General features: G+C 34.4%; 15 protein-coding genes and 2 other annotated features. Of the genes, 1 reads left to right on the top strand and 14 read right to left on the bottom strand.

What is annotated here, in order from left to right; genetic code table 11:
- Positions 1 to 35 precede the first annotated feature (35 nt).
- Positions 36 to 977, top strand: a complete 942-nt coding sequence (locus ACWPVO_RS00075; RefSeq protein ID WP_454205718.1) for a DUF4234 domain-containing protein — start codon at positions 36 to 38, stop codon at positions 975 to 977.
- A 78-nt stretch (positions 978 to 1055) separates the two neighbouring features.
- Here the strand turns inward: ACWPVO_RS00075 and ACWPVO_RS00070 are convergent, their stop codons facing one another.
- From ACWPVO_RS00070 to dnaA, 14 genes are all read right to left on the bottom strand, one after another.
- Positions 1056 to 2150 carry an iron-containing alcohol dehydrogenase family protein gene (locus ACWPVO_RS00070; protein ID WP_454205716.1) on the bottom strand — a complete coding sequence of 365 codons (1095 nt, stop codon included), beginning with the start codon at positions 2148 to 2150 and terminating at the stop codon, positions 1056 to 1058.
- A gap of 42 nt (positions 2151 to 2192) precedes the next feature.
- Positions 2193 to 2415 (bottom strand) — a binding site (T-box leader).
- A gap of 196 nt (positions 2416 to 2611) precedes the next feature.
- Entirely contained in the window at positions 2612 to 3703 is a 1092-nt protein-coding gene (locus tag ACWPVO_RS00065; RefSeq protein WP_412428194.1) for an iron-containing alcohol dehydrogenase family protein, read from the bottom strand.
- Between the two features lie 16 nt (positions 3704 to 3719).
- Positions 3720 to 4871, bottom strand: coding sequence for a YkvI family membrane protein (locus ACWPVO_RS00060; RefSeq protein ID WP_454205714.1), 1152 nt, complete (start codon positions 4869 to 4871; stop codon positions 3720 to 3722).
- Positions 4872 to 4919: 48 nt separating this feature from the next.
- Positions 4920 to 5144 (bottom strand) — a binding site (T-box leader).
- 367 nt (positions 5145 to 5511) lie between these two features.
- Positions 5512 to 6999, bottom strand: coding sequence for a glycerol kinase GlpK (glpK, locus tag ACWPVO_RS00055; protein ID WP_454205712.1), 1488 nt, complete (start codon positions 6997 to 6999; stop codon positions 5512 to 5514).
- Positions 7000 to 7199: 200 nt separating this feature from the next.
- The gene (locus ACWPVO_RS00050; protein ID WP_250342614.1) at positions 7200 to 7871 is read right to left on the bottom strand and encodes a transporter associated domain-containing protein; all 672 of its coding nucleotides are present in this window, start codon (positions 7869 to 7871) and stop codon (positions 7200 to 7202) included.
- Positions 7871 to 8656, bottom strand: a complete 786-nt coding sequence (locus ACWPVO_RS00045; protein ID WP_005955284.1) for a SigB/SigF/SigG family RNA polymerase sigma factor — start codon at positions 8654 to 8656, stop codon at positions 7871 to 7873. Before ACWPVO_RS00045 ends, ACWPVO_RS00050 begins: the two co-directional genes overlap by 1 nt.
- Positions 8657 to 8665: 9 nt before the next feature.
- Positions 8666 to 9016 carry an ATP-binding protein gene (locus ACWPVO_RS00040; RefSeq protein WP_005955138.1) on the bottom strand — a complete coding sequence of 117 codons (351 nt, stop codon included), beginning with the start codon at positions 9014 to 9016 and terminating at the stop codon, positions 8666 to 8668.
- Position 9017: 1 nt separating this feature from the next.
- A complete protein-coding gene (locus tag ACWPVO_RS00035) occupies positions 9018 to 9329 on the bottom strand; it encodes an STAS domain-containing protein (RefSeq protein WP_454205708.1) in 312 nt (103 codons plus the stop codon).
- A gap of 8 nt (positions 9330 to 9337) precedes the next feature.
- Positions 9338 to 11767 (bottom strand): DNA gyrase subunit A, encoded by a 2430-nt coding sequence (gyrA, locus tag ACWPVO_RS00030; RefSeq protein ID WP_148464936.1) that lies wholly within the window; start codon positions 11765 to 11767, stop codon positions 9338 to 9340.
- Positions 11768 to 11776: 9 nt separating this feature from the next.
- Complete coding sequence (gene gyrB / locus ACWPVO_RS00025) at positions 11777 to 13690, bottom strand: DNA topoisomerase (ATP-hydrolyzing) subunit B (RefSeq protein WP_148464937.1); 1914 nt, start codon at positions 13688 to 13690, stop codon at positions 11777 to 11779.
- 16 nt (positions 13691 to 13706) lie between these two features.
- Positions 13707 to 14780 (bottom strand): DNA replication/repair protein RecF, encoded by a 1074-nt coding sequence (gene recF / locus ACWPVO_RS00020; protein WP_454205706.1) that lies wholly within the window; start codon positions 14778 to 14780, stop codon positions 13707 to 13709.
- Entirely contained in the window at positions 14777 to 14989 is a 213-nt protein-coding gene (gene yaaA / locus ACWPVO_RS00015; RefSeq protein WP_005955359.1) for a S4 domain-containing protein YaaA, read from the bottom strand. Before yaaA ends, recF begins: the two co-directional genes overlap by 4 nt.
- Before the next feature lie 2 nt (positions 14990 to 14991).
- Positions 14992 to 16086: a DNA polymerase III subunit beta gene (gene dnaN, locus ACWPVO_RS00010; RefSeq protein ID WP_005955101.1), complete on the bottom strand. Its 1095-nt coding sequence runs from the start codon at positions 16084 to 16086 to the stop codon at positions 14992 to 14994.
- A gap of 148 nt (positions 16087 to 16234) precedes the next feature.
- Positions 16235 to 17584: chromosomal replication initiator protein DnaA (dnaA, locus tag ACWPVO_RS00005; RefSeq protein WP_454205703.1), on the bottom strand; the 1350-nt coding region annotated here is incomplete at its 5' end.

Here is a 17584-nt window from a genome sequence, read left to right as displayed (position 1 = left end):
TATATTTTTTATTTAGTCTGCCCTTCCTAGGAGGCATGGCTATATCCTTAGTTTTTATGACCTTCTCCCTCTTTTCAATTTTTAAAAATTGGAACACTGGCAGGAACAAGGAATTATTTAACGGCCTTTTAATTTCAGGTATATTTTTATTAATTACAAATGTATTTTTATTCATAATTTCCAAGATTTTCTATTACGGTGGCTTCTATGGTAATTTTTACCTAGTTATTGTTGCACTTATAGTTATAGGTCTTATTTATTTTATTGGAAACAGCAAGGAAAAAATTTATCCTGATAATTATTTTTCAAATATTTCTAATGTAGAATTTTTAAAAAGAGAACTTAACGATTCTATTAATGTTTTTATTTCAATATTTGACAAGAGCAAGAGTGATTTCCAAGAAAAATCTGAAGCCAAAAAGGCTCAAAAGTTTGAAAGTTATAAAAATCAAAATACTTATAACAACAATAATAGCAACAAGTTTAATAATAACTATAACAACTATAATAATGCAGGCTCCTACAATGCTTACAATAATTATGGAGGAAATCTTGGTCCAGCTCCCTTTAGGGGCTATGTAAAAGACGACTGGTCTTTTCCATTATATGTACTACTATCCTTTATAACTTGTGGATTTTATCAATTGTATTTTGTCTACAAGATTTCAGATAGCTTAAATATAGTTTGTAATGGTGACGGAGAAGAAACAAGTGGCCTTATGAAATTCTTTTTCTTGGGAATAATAACTTGTAACATCTATTGTTTATTCTGGGATTTTAATGTAATGAATAGGATTCAATCCAATGCCCCAAGATACAATAGGTACACCCAAGACAACGGATCTTCCTTCTTATTATGGCTTCTCATTGGATCAATCTTCTGCGGTTTAGGTTTCTTTGTTGCTTGGTATATTTTCATCAAAAATTTAAACCTAATTTGTAAGGCTTACAACATGGAATATGCTAATGCCAATTAATTTATAAGTTAATAAAAAATTAGACCTAGATTAAATTCTAGGTCTTTTTTTATGAGGCTAATAAATTTATAAAATAAATTAATTTTCTTCTTTTATTTTTTTGCCAAATTCATCTGCATAGAAGCAGGCTTCTATAAACTTATCTCTAGTCAAGGCTACACTAGACCTCTTCCATTCAAGGGTTTCTTCAATGTGGTCTCCCATAGTAAAAACATCTTCTCTCTTAAGACCCAAGTCTTCCAAGCACAATGCAAGGTCAAGTTTTTTGTTAAATCTAGCAATTTTTTCTAATTCTTCATAGTTTTTGTCGTAAGCATGGAGGACTAAGACTCCAAAGGAAACCAGGTAACCATGAAGGTATTCTCCTTCTCTTTCTATTAGGGTTGAGAGATTAAAAAATACATGAGCAAGAGAAGAATTATAATAATAATCTTCCCCATTAGTTAAGTTGGAAATATAGCCTGTGTTTATTAAAATTTCACTTGCAATAGATTCAATAGACCTTGAAACTTCCTTATTCCTAACATCCCTTAGACCTTCTTCACCATATTTTATTAGGGTATCTTGGGATGAACCTGCTAAACTAAGGCCCATTGTGGCTACAAAATCAATGGGATCATCATTTTGTGATGCAAATAAGACCTCAGCCTTCTTGCTAATTCCATCCCCAATTCCTGCCCAAAAATATTCTTCTGGTGCCTGGGCTATAGTTTCTGTTTCCACAAAAATATGGACTGCAGCTGGTGTTGGTTCGTACTTTAAAAAGGACCCATTGTCATTATAAACAACTGCTATGGCTGTTCCACCTGCGCAGTTGGAACAAATTGTAGGAAATGAGATACAGGATTTTCCAAGATAATAGGAGAGGACTTTTACTGTATCAAGGGCCTTGCCCCCACCAATTCCAAAAATTACATCTGCCTCTAACACTTCTTTTTTATTTTTAAGGGCTTCAATGTTTTTAAGTGTGCATTCCTTTCCATAAATAAATTCACCAAGGACTTCTACACTTGAACCCTTTAGGCCATCTCTTATCTTTTGTGAAACTGCTGCAAGGGCTCTTTTACCTCCAACTAGGACAACTTTTTTAAATCCATAGGACTCTACTATTTGTCCTAGACCCTCATATCCTCTTCTTGAAATACTATAATTTGGTAATCTAACTGTCTTCATCTTTTTCCTCCTTTTGTACCAATAAAAAAACCCATCTCTATAAAAAGAGACGGGATTATAAACTCGCGGTACCACTCTAATTCATCTTAATGATGCACTTATCCAATAATGAACTTCTCTGTAACGGGAGATCCCGAAGGCACTTACTAATTTCAGCGTCTTAGTTCTGTGGGCATTTTCAGTAAATTCATTTTCTTGCCTCTCAGCTTACGGCAATTCTCTGTAAAAAAATTCTCCACCTACTACTCCACTTCACAACTTTTGACAATTGTGGAAGTATTAAACTTTTTCAAAGTTTTTTTAATTTTCTATGAAAAACATTCTATAATAATTGTTTTTAAAACACAAGACTTTTATACAATTTTTCATAAATATAAGAATGTAAATTTTATAAAAAATTAGACCTAGACTTCACATAATCTAGGTCTTTTTTCATCATCTTTTTCAATTTTTAAAAATTATTATTCTGCTAATAATTTTTTTCCAAAATCATCTGCGTAGAAGGCTGCTTCTACAAATTTTTCTTCACTTAGAGCTTTTTCTGATTTCTGCCATTCTGTTGTGTCATAAACTTTCTTTGCCATTTCTCTTACGTCATCCCTTGTTAAGCCAATTTCTTCAAGAGTTACTGGTAGACCTAACTTCTTGTTAAATCTTGCAAGTTTTTCAAACTCTTCATAGTTGTGGTCGTAGGCATGAAGGACTAAAACTCCATAGGATACTAGAACTCCGTGAAGGTATTCTCCCTCTCTTTTTACTGATGTTGATACATTGTAAAATACATGAGCAAGAGATGAATTATAATAATACTTATCTCCATTTGTTAAGTTTGATACATAGCCAGTGTTAACTAGGATATCTGTTGCAACTTCTTCTACTGCCTTTGATGCCTTGTTTTCTCTTACGTCCTTAAGTCCTTCTTCGCCATATTTTAGGAAGGGCTCTTGGCAAGTCTTGGCAATGCTAACTCCCATGTTAGCTACGAAGTCTAGGTCCTCTAGTCCCTTTGTCGCAAAGAGAACTTCTGGCTGTTTGCTAAGTCCATCGCCAATGCCTGCCCAGAAGTATTTTTCTGGCGCTTCAGCAATTGTTTCAACTTCAACAAACATGTGAACTGGTGCTGGGATTAATTCATATCTTAGGAAGGATCCGTCATCATTATAAACTACTGCAATGGCAGTACCCCCTGCACAGTTGGAGCAAATTGTTGGGAAGGACATGGAAGGTTTATTTAAGAAACCTGCAAGAACTTTTCCTGTGTCTAGTGCCTTTCCTCCTCCTACTGCAAAAATTACATCTGCTTTTTGGACTTCTTCCTTTTCCATTAGGGCATTGATGTTGTTTAGGGTGCATTCATGTCCATAAACGAATTCGCCAAGGATTTCTACGCTTGAACCCTTTAAGCCATCTCTAATTTTTTGTGAAACTGCCCCAAGGGCTCTTTTACCTCCAACTAGGACAACTTTTTTGAAGCCGTATTCTTCTACTAACTTGCCTAGTCCTTCATATCCCCTTTGTGATACGCTGTAATTTGTCATCTTAACTGTTCTCATCTTTTTTCTCCTCTGATTAATCTAATACAAATTCTCTTCTAACTTCTGGTTGTAAATATTTTTTGTTTTTGTAATATCCTACTGTTGTAAAAGGAAGGACTATAAATAATATTGCTATATAGCCACAATAACCGTAGCCATATTTTATTATATTTGTAAGGCCTGCCATTGATATTGCCATTGATAGGACAAGTATTCCCACTGCAAGTCCAAATCTTCTAAGTTCTAGGGATTCAACTTTTCTTAGGGCCTTTGAATTTTCAAATCTTGAAACAAAGCCAAAGATTATTGAAACTCCAGAAGACAATAGACAAAGTACAAGAGATATCACATAAAATGCAGTCATCCACTTAAAGCCCATGGCATTTGTAGATGTAAGGGTTGGTATAACTTCTCCTCCTTCTAAGCCTGTGTAGTAACCTCTCCAAACCAAGAGCATAAGAACTGAAAGTCCCAGTGCCAAGGAGTTTATTAGGCAAGATAGTTTCATTGATTTTGAAACTTCTCTCTCACTATTTAAAACTCTTGAACAGGAAATCATGGAAGGTATTTGCACACATTGAAATCCTGCATAGATAAATCCGTTAAATATCGCCTTGTCTAGGTTTGAAAAACCTGTCTTTGCAAAGTTACTTGTTACAACCCCAACTAGGTCTCCCTTAAAGGATCCAACTAGATAGATTAAAACTGAAGTAACAAGTATCATCATTCCCATTAGTGTTCCCACATTTCTAACAAGTCTTTCGCCAAATATTGCTAACATAAGAGTTAATACACTAACTCCCAGGACTGACAAGCCGTAATTGAAATTAAAAAATTCCTTTAGGGCTGAAGCAGATCCTGATATTGTACTTGCTATTACCATCACTACCATGATGTAGTAAAATCCTTCAAAAACAAGTTCTAACTTGTCAAAGGGATGGTAGAGGGTTTCGAAAAGTTCCTTGTAGGACTTTAGACCCCTTGAGTTGTACATTACAATTGCTTCTTTGAGGGTCCAAGTCAAAAGGACCATTGCAACCACGGCTGACACAAGTCCAGACCAACCAAGCTTTACAAAATATGTATTTGCTTGGTTACCTGTTGCAAAACCACCACCAGCGTGTGATGCAAAAAGTACAAATGCTATTGACATAGCGGGCGACATTCTTACTAACTTCTTTTTCATTTTTTTCCTCCTTGGGCACCTAATAAAAAAACCTCGTCTCTTTATATACAAAGAGACGAGGTTAATAAACTCGCGGTACCACTCTAATTCATCTTAATGATGCACTTATCCAATAATGAATTTCTCTGTAACGGGAGATCCCGAAAATACTTACTTATTTCAGCATTTTAGCTCAGTGGGGATTTTTCGGTAAATTCAATTTCTTGCCTCTCAGCTAATGGCAATTCTCTGTAAAAACATTCTTTACTTACTTTTCCACTTCAAAACATTTGAAATAAAAATTAAATTCTTGATTCAAAAGAATTTTTTAATTTAAATGGTATTTTAAATAATACAAAATAAAAAGTCAACAGTATTTTTAAATAATTTTTTAATATTATAAATTATTGTTTAAAATAAATACAAGTTTACATTGCTGGAAAGCTGTAAAATCTTTATTTTGTAAGGTCTAAGTATAGAGGCTAATTTTCTAAAAATTTTATAAATTTAATTTTAAAATCATAAAAGTATTTGCTTCAAATTAATTTAAACTCCTAAGTTCACAAATAGAAATACAAAAATTTTGTATTTAAATAACAAAAAGCCAGATCTACTTTTAAAGTAAAACTGGCTTATAAATATTAATTTTAAAATCGCAAAACTATTTTGCCCAATTCATAGAATATTTTACAGCTTCGTGCCATCTTGCCATTTTTTTATTTCTCTCATACTCATCCATTTCTGGGTCGAAGCACTTATCTATGGCATTATTTTCTCTTATTTCGTCAATATCCTTCCAAAATCCCACGGCAAGTCCTGCCATGTAGCAGGCTCCTAGGGCAGTTAACTCTACAACCTTTGGCCTTTCAATGTGAACGTCAACTATGTCAGACAAAAATTTCATCAGGAAGTTGTTCTTGCTGACTCCACCGTCAACTGTTAGGGACCTGATTTTTGTATTTGAATCCTCCTGCATTGCCCTTATTACATCGCAAGATAAGTAGGCTATTGCTTCTAAAGCAGCTCTTACTATGTGATACTTATTTACAGACCCTGTGAGGCCAACTATAGACCCCCTTGCATATTGATCCCAATAAGGTGCACCTAGACCTGTGAAGGCTGGTATAAAATAGCAGTCATTGGTGTCCTCCACCTTATTTGCCATGTATTCAGAGTCATCTGCCTGATCAATTATCCTTAAGTTGTCACGCATAAAGTCTATACATGAACCTGCTTCAAAGATAGATCCTTCAAGAGCATATTTAATTTGCCCATCCATAGCCCAGGCTATAGTTGTTACAAGTCCATTTTGTGACCTAATTAGTTCATCTCCTGTATTCATTAGGATAAAGGCACCTGTCCCAAAGGTAGACTTTGCCATTCCCTTTTCAAAGGATGCTGTACCAAAAAGTGATGACTGTTGGTCGCCAATTGCCCCTGCTATAGGAATTTCGCAACCAAGATACTTAGACTTGCACTTGCCATAGACTTGGCTAGAATTTTTTATTTCTGGAAGCATGGACCTTGGTATGTCAAAAATCTCAAGAAGCTCATCGTCCCACTTCTTCTCTTTTATGTTAAAGAGCATAGTCCTTGAGGCATTGGTGTAGTCAGTAATGTGGACTTCTCCATCTGTTAGTTTATAAATGAGGTAAGTCTCAACTGTACCAAAGAGGAGGTCTCCCCTTTCAGCCATCTCCCTTGCTCCTTCCACATTTTCCAAAATCCACCTGATTTTTGTGGCAGAAAAATAGGGGTCAATAACAAGACCTGTCTTTTCCCTTATAGTTTCTTCCAGGCCTCTTTTCTTTAATTCTTCACAATATTTTGAAGTCCTCTTACACTGCCAGACAATTGCATTGTAAACTGGCTCCATGGTCTTCTTGTTCCATACAATTGTTGTTTCTCTTTGGTTTGTTATCCCAATTGCTGCTATGTCCTTGGGGTCGATTTCCTTCCTGGACATGGCTTCCACTGCTGTACCAATTTGCTTGGACCACAAGTCGTCTGGCTCTTCTTCTACATAGCCAGGTTTTGGAAAGTGCTTGATAAGGTCCTTTTGGGCAACAGAAACTGGATTTCCCTTTTTATCAAAAATTATAGTTCTAGCAGATGTTGTACCTGCATCAAATGCCATTATGTATTTCATCTTATCACCAATTTAATTATAACATTTTTAATATTTTTTTCTTTCTTTTTACAAATTATGTGAGAATCATAGGCTTGCAATTTTTAATTTACAATTTTTTATTTCTAATTAGTGAAAAAACACTAACTAATAAATTATTATTTTTTTTTGATTTTTAAAATCTACAAAAAAAGTGCCGGATTAGCCGACACCTTTTATCTTTATTTATTTTCTTTTTCTTTGTCTTCTTCTTTAGCTTTTTCGTCGATTCTCTCAACAGAAACAGTTTCTATAACGCCACCGCTTGCCATCTTGACAATTTGGAAGATGTATTCGCCATCGTCGACAATAACTCCAACTTCTGCTTCTTCTGCATTCTTAATAAGAAGACCAGCTACGTAACCACCAATTGTTGTAGTCTCGCCTGCCTCAATATCAAATCCATACCTCTTGTTTAGGATCTTCACAGGAGTTGATGCAGAGTATTCATTATCTTCTCCTTCTGCGTCCATATTTACCCCTGTCAACAAGAACTTCCTAACAGCGAAGAGTACTGCTATGGCTATAGTTGCTATAAGTAAATCAAGCATATTGTCAGAGTAAACTAACATCTTTCTAGAAATTACAAGTAAGATCAAGTGAATGATGTTGGTGTCTGTATGTGCAATCATAAGTACCACAAACTCTATAGCTATTACTAGCAAGAGGACGTGGGATAGGAAATTTTGAAATATTTCATAGGATAGGCCAGCATCACTTGTAAGTATCTTGAAATAATACTTCATAATATCTGGCACTGAAACTATTACGCCAGCTATTAGCAGAACTGATACAACTATTTCAAAGGTATTCACTAATTTTAAAAGTGTAACCAGGTATCTATTTCTATTCATTATACCTCCATAGTCTTAGCGACTTCTTTTCTCATCTTTTCCAAGACCTTCTTCTCGATCCTTGAAACTGTCATTTGAGAAATATTTAATTTCTTTGCAATTACAACTTGGGTCTTCTTGTTAAAGTATCTGTCAATTAGAATAGTCCTCTCAACTTCGTCTAAGTTCTCCATAGCCTTCTTAAAGAAGTCATTGGATTCTATCTTGTCAAAGTAGGCTTCTTCCACTCCAATTAAGTCAGATAGGTTGACTTCACTTTCATCTCCAGATTCATAAGTTACATCGAGAGATTGTGGTGTGTAAACCTTGGATGCTTCCATGGCCTCCATGACTTCTTCTGGTGTTGAGTCCAAATACTCTGCAATCTCGTCTATAGTAGGTGTCTTTTGATACTTTTGTGAAAGGCTCACAGTTGCATTGGAAATTTTCTTTGAAAGTTCTTGGATTCTCCTTGGGACCCTAATAGTCCAACCATTGTCCCTAAAATATTTTTTTATTTCTCCAATTATTGTTGGAGTGGCAAAGGAAGAAAATTCAAATCCCTTTTCAGGGTCGTATCTTTCAATGGCATAGATTAGACCAATTGATGCCACCTGGTAGATGTCGTCATAATCTATTCCCCTGCCTGTATATTTTTTAGATAGGATTTCTGCAATGTAGAGGTGTTCCTCTATAAGGATATCTCTTATTTCTTGATCTTTTGTCTCGTGATATTCCTTAAAGAGGTCCTTTCTCTCTTCCTTTGTTAGTCTTCTATCTAAATTGTTGTATTCTTTTAAATTCATAACAGACCCTTATAATTTTTTAGATAAAATAAATTTACTTCCATCAAAATGAGATTCATCTACAAGACAATCTATAATAGTCTTTGCAAGAGATAGGTCTTCAGATGCTTCTAATTTTTCCTTGCTAATTTCACTTACACAAATTCTTATGTTTTTATCTTCTTCTATTTCAAAGACCAAGTCTATGTGGTCATCTTCAGTTAACTCGTGACAAATATTTAAACTTTCTGTCACAGCCATTTTTATATCTTCTATTTCTTCAATGTCCCTATTTAGGATATTTAAAATGCCAGAAAGCATAAGCCTAACTGTAGAAAAATATTTGGCGTCATTGGGTATTTGATATTTTAAAGTATCCATATTACCCCCTAATTTCAAACATATCTTCAAGTTTTGTTATCTTAAAGAGTTTCATTATTGAAGGATTTAGGTTTTCAATTACAATTTTATAGTCTTCTTTTTCCACTTCCTTTAGGATGTAGATAAGAGAACCAAGACCTGTTGAGTCTAGGTATTCTAGCTCTTTACAATCAAATAAAATATCCTTTTTATCCTTTTCATAAAACTTTATAGTTTTTTCCTTGAAATTTTTTGTATTATAAACGTCAAGTTCTCCCTTTGGATACAATACTAAAAATTCATCAGTATTTTTTGCCTCTAATTTAAATTCCATAAGGCCTCCTAGTCTCCAATATAATTTGCAACAGCTACAACTTTTGCATCTGTCAAATTCATAAGTTTAACACCAGATGTGTTTCTTCCTTGGACTGAGATATCTTCAGTTAGAATTCTTATAATAATTCCAGAATTTGCAATTATCATAACGTCGTCTTCTTTTTCCACAACAGCAGCTGATGCAACATCTCCAGTTTTCTTAGTAATCTTGTAAGTTAGAAGTCCCTTTCCACCCCTGTTTTGTGGTCTGTATTTATCTATTTCAGTTAATTTTCCATAACCATTTTCTGATATAACAAGAAGGTACTTGTCATCTACTACAAGATCAGATGAAACTACAATGTCATCCTTATCAAGGTCCATGGACTTAACTCCCATGGAGTTTCTTCCAGATTTTCTAACTTGTTCTTCATTAAATCTAATTGATAGACCTTTTTTAGTTACAAGTATTACATCTTCATCATCTTTAGTCAAATGAACGTCGATTAATTTGTCGCCTTCATTTAATTTTATAGCAATGATGCCAGATTTTCTAATATTTTTATAATCCTTAAATGGTGTCCTCTTAATAAGTCCCTTTTCAGTTACCATTAAGAAGTTAAGGTCTGGGTCATATTCCTTAACAGGTATTATGGAAGTTACCCTTTCATCTTCATCTAAGTCAAGTAGGTTAATTATAGCTGTACCCCTTGATGTCCTAGAGTCTTCTGGAATTTCATAAGCCTTTAACTTGAAGACATTTCCAAGAGATGTGAAGAATAAAATCATATCATGAGTAGATGTGACAAATAATTCTTTGACAAAGTCCTTGTCCCTCATATTGCCAGAAGAAACTCCCCTGCCACCTCTTTTTTGTGGCTTATAAGTTCCCTCACTCATTCTCTTGATATAACCAAATTGAGTAAGAGTTATAACAACATCCTCTTTCTTTATAATATCTTCGATCTCTATGTCAGTTCTAGCATGTGAAATGACAGTTCTTCTTAAGTCACCATATTTTTCTTTTATTTCAAGAAGTTCTTCCTTGATTAGGTTCATAAGAACATCATTATTTTCTAAGATCTCCTTAAACCACTTGATATCAGCTTGAAGTTTTTCATATTCAGCTTCAAGTCTATCTCTTTCAAGTCCTGTAAGTCTTCTAATTCTCATGTCCAAGATAGCTTGAGATTGTTCTTCTGTTAATTTAAATTCTTCGTAGAACTTTTCCTTTGCTTCCTTGTCGTCCTTAGATCCCCTAACAATTTTTATAATCCTATCAATATTGTCAAGAGCTATAAATAGACCTTCAACTATGTGGGCTCTCTTTTCTGCCTTGTCTAAGTCAAACTTTGTTCTTCTAGTTACAACTTCAACTTGGTGGTCTACATAATATCTAATAATTTGCTTTAGGTTTAGGATTTCTGGTCTTCCATTTACTAAGGCAAGATTTATGATTCCAAAAGTTGTTTGCATTTGAGTGTTTTTGTAAAGCTTATTTAAAACAACTTCTGCATTAGCATCTCTTTTTAGTTCAACAATTATGTTGATGCCCTTTCTATTTGAAGCATCAGTTATATTTGAAATTCCATCAATATCCTTGTTCTTTGCAAGTTCTGCAATTTTCATAATAAGTGCAGACTTGTTAACTTGGTAAGGAAGTTCTGTTATTACAATTTTTTCACGATTGTTCTTAAAGGATTTGATTTCAGCAACTGCCCTTACAGTTATCTTTCCCCTTCCAGTTTCGTAGGCTTCCTTTATCCCTTCAGTTCCCATAATTTGGGCACCTGTAGGAAAGTCTGGTCCCTTGATTATTTGGTTAAGTTCAGAAATTGAAATTTCATCGTTGTCAATGTAGGCAATGATTCCGTCAATGGACTCATTCATATTGTGAGGAGCCATATTTGTCGCCATACCTACGGCAATACCAGATGATCCATTTACCAAAAGATTTGGGAATCTTGCTGGAAGTATAGTAGGTTCCTTTTCGTTTTCATCAAAGTTTGGAACAAAATCAACAGTTTCCTTATTTATATCCCTTAGCATTTCTTCTGCAAGCTTAGTCATCCTAACTTCTGTATAACGCATAGCCGCAGCCCCGTCACCGTCAATATTACCAAAGTTACCTTGGCCATCAACTAGAGTATATCTTGTGTTAAAATCTTGAGCAAGTCTAACTGTTGCTTCGTAAATAGATGAGTCACCATGAGGGTGATACTTACCCATTACATCCCCAACAAGTCTTGCTGACTTTCTGTAAGGTCCATTGGATGCAAGATTAAGTCCCTGCATTCCATATAAAATTCTTCTGTGGACTGGTTTTAGTCCATCACGTACATCAGGAAGTGCCCTTGCAACAATTACAGACATTGAATAATCAAGATAAGAAGACCTCATCTTTTTATTAATATCTACATCAAGTATTCCTGATTCTATAATATTATTTTCACTCATGGTTTACTCCTATGCATCTATATAATCAGCGTAAACTGCATTTTCTGTTATAAAGTCTCTTCTTGGTTCAACTTCTGTTCCCATTAGGATTGAGAAGGTGTCATCAGCTTCTGCTAAGTCGTCAATATTTACCTTTAAAAGAAGTCTGTTGTCTGGGTTCATTGTTGTTTCCCAAAGTTGTTCTGGGTCCATTTCTCCAAGACCCTTGTACCTCTTTATGTTTACCTTAGAGTCCTTGTATTCCTTTAGGGCAAGTCTAAGTTCCTTTTCATTGTGACAATATCTTAAAATCTTAGTTCCCTTTTCAATTCCATAAAGTGGAGCTTGAGCAACATAAACGTGGCCCTCTTCTATAAGTGGCTTCATGTATCTAAAGAAGAATGTGAGTAAAAGAGTCATAATGTGAGCACCGTCAACGTCGGCATCGGTCATGATTATGATCTTGTCATATCTTAATTTTTCTAAATCAAATTCTTCCCCAATACCTGTTCCAAAGGCTGTTATCATGGCACGAATTTCTGAAGAATTTAGCATCCTATCAAGTCTTGCCTTTTCAACGTTCATAATCTTACCCCTAAGAGGTAGGATTGCTTGGTAGGCTGAGTCCCTGCCGTCTTTGGCAGAACCACCAGCGGAATTACCTTCGACTAGGAAGATTTCATTTCTCTTTGGATCGTCGTTTTGACAATCTGCAAGCTTACCAGGTAGAGTCATAGACTCAAGATTATTTTTCTTTCTTGTTAAGTCTCTTGCCTTTCTAGCTGCTTCTCTTGCACGTCTTGCAGATAGGGCCTTATCTAGGATTTGTTTTCCAACTCTTGGATTTTCTTCCAAGAAAACTGCTAGGTCTTCAGATAAAACTGAGTCTACAATTCCTCTAGTTTCTGAATTTCCAAGTTTTCCCTTAGTTTGTCCTTCAAATTGTGGATCAGGTAGTTTTACACTTATAACTGCAGAAATACCTTCTCTTACGTCTTCACCAGATAGGTTTTCTTCCTTTTCCTTTATAATGTTATTTTTTCTACCATAATCATTTAGGGTTCTTGTTAGGGCTGACCTAAAACCTGATAGGTGGGTTCCACCTTCTTCAGTATTAATATTGTTTGCGAAAGAAAGCACAACTTCTGAATAAGAGTCTGTGTATTGAATAGCAATTTCAACTGCTGTCTCTTCCCTAATTTCATCTATGTAGATGATTTCATCATGTACTGGCTTTTTCTTTGCATTTATAAATTCAACAAAGGATTTGATTCCGCCTTCATAATGGAAGACTTCCTTTAGGTCTTTTCTCTCATCTATAAATTCAATTTTTATTCCCTTATTTAGGAAGGCCATCTCCCTAAATCTCTTAGCTAAAACTTCATCAGAAAATTCTACTGTTTCAAAGATTGTATCATCTGGTTCAAAGTAAATTGTTGTACCAGTTTCATCTGTGTTAGTTTCCCCAATAACTTCAAGGTCACTTTTTCTAATTCCCCTTGCGAATTCTTGTCTGTAGATTTTTCCATTTCTTTTTACAGTTGCAACTAATTTGTTGGAAAGGGCGTTAACTACAGATACACCAACACCGTGAAGTCCACCAGAAACCTTGTAGGCAGAGTTGTCAAACTTACCACCTGCGTGAAGGATTGTAAGTACAGTTTCTACTGTAGACTTTCCTGTTTGTGGATGAATATCAACTGGTATACCTGAACCATTATCAGTTATTTCAACGCTTCCATTCTTGTTTATTTTAATAATAATATGATCACATATACCGGCAAGAGCCTCGTCAATAGAGTTGTCTACAATCTCATAAACTAAGTGGTGTAGACCTCTTGGTCCAGTAGATCCAATATACATACCCGGTCTTTTTCTAACGGGATCTAGTCCTTCTAAGACCTGTATATCCGACGCGTCATAGTGTCTTTTATCCTTTGCCATTTTTTCTCCTATTCTTTTACAAAATTCTACCTTGGCTCACCCTATAAAAATTGGCATCAACAGATTTTAAAAATTCGTCTGCCTCAGTTGTGGTGATAAAGGTCTGTAAATCTTTTAGTGAATGTAATAAGTATCTACTTCTCTTTGAGTCAATTTCTGAAAAGACATCGTCAAGTAAAAGTAGAGGCTTTGTTTTATATAAATCTCTTATGAGATCTGCTTCAGCTAATTTTAAACTCAAGACTATAGATCTTTGTTCTCCTTGAGACCCATAGGACTTAGATGAAAATTTATTTATTTTAAAATCTAAGTCATCCCTGTGGGGTCCAATTGTTGTATATCTTTTCTCAAGGTCCTTTGGGAGAGATTCTTTTAATATTCTAAAATAATTTTCCATGAATTCTTCCTCGTCAACAAAGACAGGGACTGTGGATAGGTAGGTTATATTTAAGTCGTCTCCCGATAAATTTTTATAATGTTTTTTGGCAATTTCATTTAACTTCTTGATAGTCTTTAGCCTCATTATAATTATTTTTGTCCCATTTCTTACGATTTCTCTGTCATAGACATCTAATAGGTTTCTGTCCATGTTCATCTTGAGAATTTTGTTTCTCTCGAAGAGTAGCCTCCTGTACTTGTACATATAAAAATCGTAATTCAGGTCAATATTTGAAAGCAAATCGTCTAAGAATTTTCTTCTTTCCTTAGGTGAATATTTTATTATATTTAGATCTTCAGGATTGAAAAGTACCACGAATCTTGATTTTCTGTATTCTTTAGTATTTACCTTGTCGTCATTTATAAAAAGTTTTTTGTTTTCAAACTTTGAAATTTCAATCCTATAATCGTCCTTGTAGTCTTCTGTCATATATCTTGTAATGATGCTTGAGGAATTTTCATCTATATTAATAAGATCAAAATCCTTTAAGCTCCTAAAGGAAGTCGCCCTTATAGACATGTAAATAGATTCCAATAAGTTGGTCTTTCCCGAAGCATTAAGGCCGTAAAGGACATTTATATTTTCACCTGGAACAAAATCTAAACCCTTGTAATTTCTAAAATTAAAAAGTCTTAGATGCTTGAGTTTCATTTTTCACCAATTATAAAGTCATTTCCTTGGAAAGAAATTTTATCTCCCTTGTATAATTTTTTTCCTCTCCTAGTTTCTACTTCTCCATTAACCATAACTTCCCCTTCTTGAATTAGGGTCTTGGCAAGTCCACCTGATTCACAAAGGTTTGTTAACTTAAGGAAGGAGTCTAGTTTTATAAACTCAGTGTTTATTTTTATAGTTTCCATAATTACCCCGCAAGTCTTACTGGTAGGACAAGATATATATAGGAATCATTTTCTGCTTCTGTAATTATTAGTGGGTTTACTGAGTCAGTGAAATTAAGGACAATTTCTTCTGATTCAAGAATCTTAACTCCATCTAAAATATATCTTGAATTAAAAGCAATATCTAAACTTTCATCGTGTTCTGATGTCTTAACCTTTTCAAAAACATCTCCAATTTCGGAATTACTCTTTATATCAATGTAATTTTCCTTAACATTTAACTTTATTAGGTTAGCCCTGTCTTCTCTTGCAAGAAGAGATGCCCTTTCCACTGCAAGTTGGAATTCTCTTTTTGATACAGATGTAGAAATCTTGTGTTCATCTCTTAGAAGAGCACTGTAGCTAAAGAAGTCTCCACTTAATAAAGTTGAATAAAATACAGTATTATTGAATTTAAAGACAATATTATTTCTTGAAATATTTAACTTAAGATCTTCTTCATCATCAATAATCTTTACAAGTTCATTTAAGGATCTTGAAGGGATAATAATAGAATTTTCTATTCCAGTTTCCTTTTCAAGTCTTTGAATTGCCATCCTAAAACCATCTAATGCAACAAAATTAATGTAGCTTTTCTTTATATCCATTAGGACACCTGTAAAGACAATTCTAGATTCATCATTAGAAACCGCAAAAGTAGTCTTCTTTACAATATTTTTTAAGTCCTTTGCAGATATATCTATAGAAATATTTTCTTCTACCTTAGGTAGGTCAGGGTATTCATCAGCCTTTTGTGTGGATAAGTTAAATATTGAATCCCCACATTTAAGGTTCATCATGTAATTTTCTACATTTATATTTATAATGTCATTTTCAAGTTTTCTTATAATATCGCCAAAGAGTCTTGAATTTATTACTATATCGCCTTCTCTTTCAACAATGGCATTAAGTTCTGTCTTTATGCTTATTTCTGTATCAGTTGCAGTAAGAGTTAAGCTATTATTTTTAGCTGATATTTTTATACCTTCAAGTATTTGCATAGTCGTTCTTTGAGAAATTGCTTTTTGAACTATGGAAATATGTTTTGTCAGTTCTTTTCTGTTAACCTTTATTAGCATTTTTTCCTCCTAGAAATTAGTATATTAATTAGTAATAGTAGTAGAGCCTGTGGATTTGTTAATAAGTCCCCTAAACTTATGAGTTTCAATAAAATTTATTCTTGATAAGTTGTGGATAAGATTGGCACTTATAAAAACTTATCAACAGCTAAGATTTAATTTCTTTTATTAAATTAGTAATCTCAATTTTAAATATAGGATCCTCTTCCAAATCTTTGCTTATTTTATCGTAAGCATGAATAACAGTAGAGTGGTCACGGCCTCCAAAGACATCACCTATCTTAGGAAGACTAAGATCTGTTAATTCTCTTGTTATATACATGGCTATTTGTCTTGGATAGGCTATGGCCTTGGTCCTTTTTCTAGAATTAAAATCATCAAGATTTAGTCCGTATTTTTTAGCAACTTCTGCCTTAATATATTCTGCAGTAATTTGTTTTTTTGCCTTAGTTTCGTAGATATCCCTAAGGACTATGGCAGCAGATTCAACGGAAATATCTGAATCTGTAAGCTTAGAATAGGCCATAACTCTGGATAATGCCCCTTCTAGCTCCCTAATGTTACTCCTTACATTCTCTGCTATAAAGGTCATTACCTCTTGAGATACCTCAAAACCTTCAGAATCTGCCTTTTTTCTCAAAATTGCAATCCTAGTTTCAAGGTCTGGTGGTCCAATATCTACTACAAGACCCCAGGCAAACCTAGAAATAAGCCTTTCTTCGAGACTCTTAATATCCTTAGGTGGTTTATCAGATGTTAGGACAATTTGCTTATTTTGCTCGTGGAGCTCATTAAAGGTATGGAAAAATTCTTCCTGAGTCCTGTCCTTATCAGCTATAAACTGGATATCGTCAATTAGTAGAAGGTCAACCTTCCTGTACTTGTTTCTAAATTCTTCATTTTTATTAGTTTGGATTGAATTTATGAGCTCGTTGGTAAATTGCTCACTTGTCACGTATAAAATCTTCTTAGTAGGATCTTGTTCTAGTACAAAATGTCCAATTGCATGCATTAAATGGGTTTTTCCAAGTCCTACTCCTCCATAGATGAAGAGTGGATTTGAAAAGGCATTTTGCGGATTTTCGTAGTTTTCAGAGACTGCCAGAGCTGCTGCATGGGCAAATTCGTTGCTTTTGCCTACTACAAAGGTTTCAAAGGTGTACTTTGGATTTAACCTCGAGATGCTTAAAAAATTCTTATTTATAAGGCCTGCAGGGTTCTGATCTGTTGCCTCGTCTTCTGAAATTATGCTTATATTAAAATCAATTCCCGTAATTTCTCTTAGAGCTTCGCCTACAAGATCGAAGTGCCTCTTGTTATTTACGAGATAGTCCCTAATGAAGGGTGAAGGAACTGTTATGATGATTTTCTTTTCATCATAATCAATTGATTTTGGAAGCATTCTGGAAAACCAAGTGGAGTATGTAACTTGAGACATTGATTTCTTTTCAAGTTCTTTTAAGAAAGACTCCCACATAGTGGAAAGTTCCTTGTCCAT

It is taken from the genome of Peptoniphilus sp. Marseille-Q6390 (assembly GCF_965119475.1).
Note: the sequence above shows the minus strand (reverse complement) of the source record. Positions and strands in the feature narration are given on the sequence as shown.